We start from the raw sequence: 2,929 nt of genomic DNA on the forward strand, positions 1-2,929 counted from the left end.
TTACGTCGTTCAATCGAGCGAAGGCATGCGCACACAGGCTCGCTTCATCGTCTTTGACGGCACGGCGATCACGGCTATTTATGGGCTTTGCGCCGCTGTTTTCGACACACTCTGCGTAAAATTTTTCCTCGCCGAAATTCTCGCAGATTGCGTTACGCTCAAAATCGCCTCTTGTGTCGTCTGTGCTTTGAACCGTGCTGTTCGCGCGGTTTTTTTCATCGTTCGTTGCGCCGTCTCGTCCTTGGTAGCCAAGCCCTGCGCGTCGCAGCAGATCCCAGTCGAAGCTCATGCCGTTGCCGCCCAGGTTCGCTCCTTTGGCGTCAAATAAGATCCGATCACAGCTCAAACCCTCAAGCGGCGGCATTTCGGCGCCAATGCTTAGCACCTGCCACGCCTCTATGCCTGCTGCGTTGAGACGTGCTTTGAAATCCGCGCTTATGCGTCCATAAATCTGAGCGCAGTCCAGCTCGCAAAGGCTGCAAATTTTTAAAATTTGCTCCTCGTCTAAAGCTTCCGTATCTAAAATTTCAGAATTTAGATCTTTTACCGAGGTGGACACAGCGCAGTTTGCGTTTAAATTTACGCTCAAATCGTCGCGCTGCTTTTCGCAGAATTCCGCGGCTTCATAAAATTCTACGCTTCCGCTAGTGCCCGCGTAAATTTTATCTTCACAAATTTTGCCACCGCCCTTGCTGCTGCAAATTTTATCGCCGCAGGCTTTGCCTCTAAAATTTTCGCACGCGGTGGCGCTGTGTTTTGCCGAGCTCAAAGCAAAGACGCCTACGCACTTTGCACCGCTTTCATGCGCGATACGCGCGATTTCGCGTGCCGTTTCTATGCTGACACGGCGCTTGGAGCTTGATACGAATATCACGCCTAAAAAATTTACGTCTAGACCTGCCACAGCGCATGCTTCTTCAGATGTTTTGATACCGCAAATTTTAATTAAAACACTCATTTTTCGCCTAAAAAATATAATATCGCAAACTAGTCTCTGCGATCTCTTTCATTATTTCAAACATCTCGTTTGCACTCCACTCCTCTTTTCGAAAATACATACTTACGGGAGAAAATTTATTGTGCTCGCTGTTGCCGTCTAGCTTAAAAATATAAGTTTTGTTGAGGTAATAAAATTCGTTCATTGTACTAAGTTTTGAAAATACGTTTTTTGTGCTAGCGTCATTTTCATTAAAGTCGTCACCGCTACCAAAACATACGAAAGGCGTTATGTCTTCGTGGTTCATCATAGCTCTTATGCCGATTAAATTTTTACCTAGGCGCTCTATTGCATTACCTCTAGCTTGTTTTTTTAACCCTTCTTTAGCGCGTTTATCATTTGTGCCTTGTCTTTTAACTTCTGCCGCTAGAAGGAGTTTTTGATATTTTGTGTCGCCTCGTTTTTTGAGTATCAAAAAGCCTCCATCAGGCATGATAGTATTGTCTTCCCATGTTGTATCAAACTGTTTTCTGATGCTACCGTTTTTTATATTTTCCATCATTCCTTTTAACGACAATCTTCCGCTAAATTCAAGGTAAAAACCGTTAAAATTTGGAATTTGACTAAATCTATTTTCTATATAATCAATAGTTTTTTGCATGGCCTGCGCTATATTTTTGTCGTCAAATTTTGACTCGATATTTTTAGGTTTATGCTGATTTACATTTTTCCTTAGATCATCACTATTTGCCATTTTAAACCTTTTTTACGATATAGATGTATTCGGTTACGTAAAGCGCCCTGTTATTTAAATTTCTGCTTGCGCGATAAGTTGGATAGCGGATTCCGTGTTTTATGACTTTGCCGATTTTTGATAAATTTAAAAGAAACTCCGCCTCACTGATAAATCCTTCCGAATTAAAAGAGATGACTAAATATTTAGCCGGAAATTTGGATAATAAGGCAAAAAATTCATCTGCCGCTTTTGCCTTTTTATTAAAATTAGAGCGATTCCAGTCGTTTGGTATGCCCGATACCTCGCTTAAATTTTTAGGGTCAGGAGTCTTAAAATTTGTGATTAAATTTAGCATAAAATAGTTTGAGCCGTAAGGGTGCTGGTTATACGGCGGGTCAAAGTAAGCGATATCCAAAGGGGATAAAATATTCGCTAGCTTTAAGGCATCTTGCTGATAAACTTCAAATTTGCTCGTAAAATTTGAAAAAATTGGTTTTTGAAGAGTAATTTTACCTAAAATTCTATTTAACGCATTTTCTCCGCTACCGCCGAATTTTCCTATACCATCCTTGTCTTTGTAAAAGCCCTTAAATACACCACCTGTATTTGAATGGATGCTAGCCTCGCTGAGTAGAGGCGCTATAAAAAAATGCCTAAAATCTAGATCTATTTCTTCTATTGCTTTACGCAAACCACCGATTATTAGCGCATTTTCATGAGAATAAAATACTCTCTCGCCGTGTTTTATATTAGCGTCATCTTTTGGAGCGTAAAGTTCGCTTATAAAGCTCTCGCTGGGTTTAAATTTTTCTAAAATTTGCTTAAAACTTTTGTCGATTTGCTCTTTGAGCTCTGACGTGAAATTTGAAAGATAGCATGAGTTTATCACGCGCGAATAATCCTCTAAGTCGTTTGCAACAACGAGGCTCGAGTATGCTTTAGCTGCTCTTGCAACCACGCCTGAACCACTAAAAACGTCTACAAAACTTATCTTTTGTTTTTTTAGTTCGCTCTTTATCTCGCAAAGTACGTTTAAAATTTCGTTTAATATTGCGCGTTTATTACCCAAATAGCTAATTAGCTGTTCCTTTAAAAAGGCAGGATTTTCGGCAATTTCAATTTCTTTTATAGTATTCTTCAAGCTTTGCCTCGCGTATAGTCCTCAAAATATCGGTAAACCTTGCCCGATTTGATCGCCTCTAAAATGAGTGGCTTAGCCTCCGCAGGGCTTGACACGACATCGGCGCAGTATAGCG

3 protein-coding genes and 1 pseudogene are annotated in these 2,929 nt (G+C 40.7%); all 4 read right to left on the reverse strand.

Annotated features, from left to right (window positions below):
* Nucleotides 1-769: 769 nt before the first annotated feature.
* Nucleotides 770-958 (reverse strand): annotated as a pseudogene (locus Q0605_RS01610) (phosphoribosylanthranilate isomerase); the annotation flags it as partial.
* Nucleotides 959-965: 7 nt separating this feature from the next.
* Nucleotides 966-1,691, reverse strand: a complete 726-nt coding sequence (locus tag Q0605_RS01615) for an EcoRI family type II restriction endonuclease (protein WP_298703636.1) — start codon at nt 1,689-1,691, stop codon at nt 966-968.
* Nucleotide 1,692: 1 nt separating this feature from the next.
* The gene (locus tag Q0605_RS01620; RefSeq protein ID WP_298703638.1) at nt 1,693-2,787 is read right to left on the reverse strand and encodes a DNA adenine methylase; all 1,095 of its coding nucleotides are present in this window, start codon (nt 2,785-2,787) and stop codon (nt 1,693-1,695) included.
* A gap of 23 nt (nt 2,788-2,810) precedes the next feature.
* Nucleotides 2,811-2,929: hypothetical protein (locus Q0605_RS01625; RefSeq protein WP_298703640.1), on the reverse strand; the 119-nt coding region annotated here is incomplete at its 5' end.

It is taken from the genome of uncultured Campylobacter sp. (genome assembly GCF_938017705.1).
GTDB lineage: Bacteria > Campylobacterota > Campylobacteria > Campylobacterales > Campylobacteraceae > Campylobacter_B.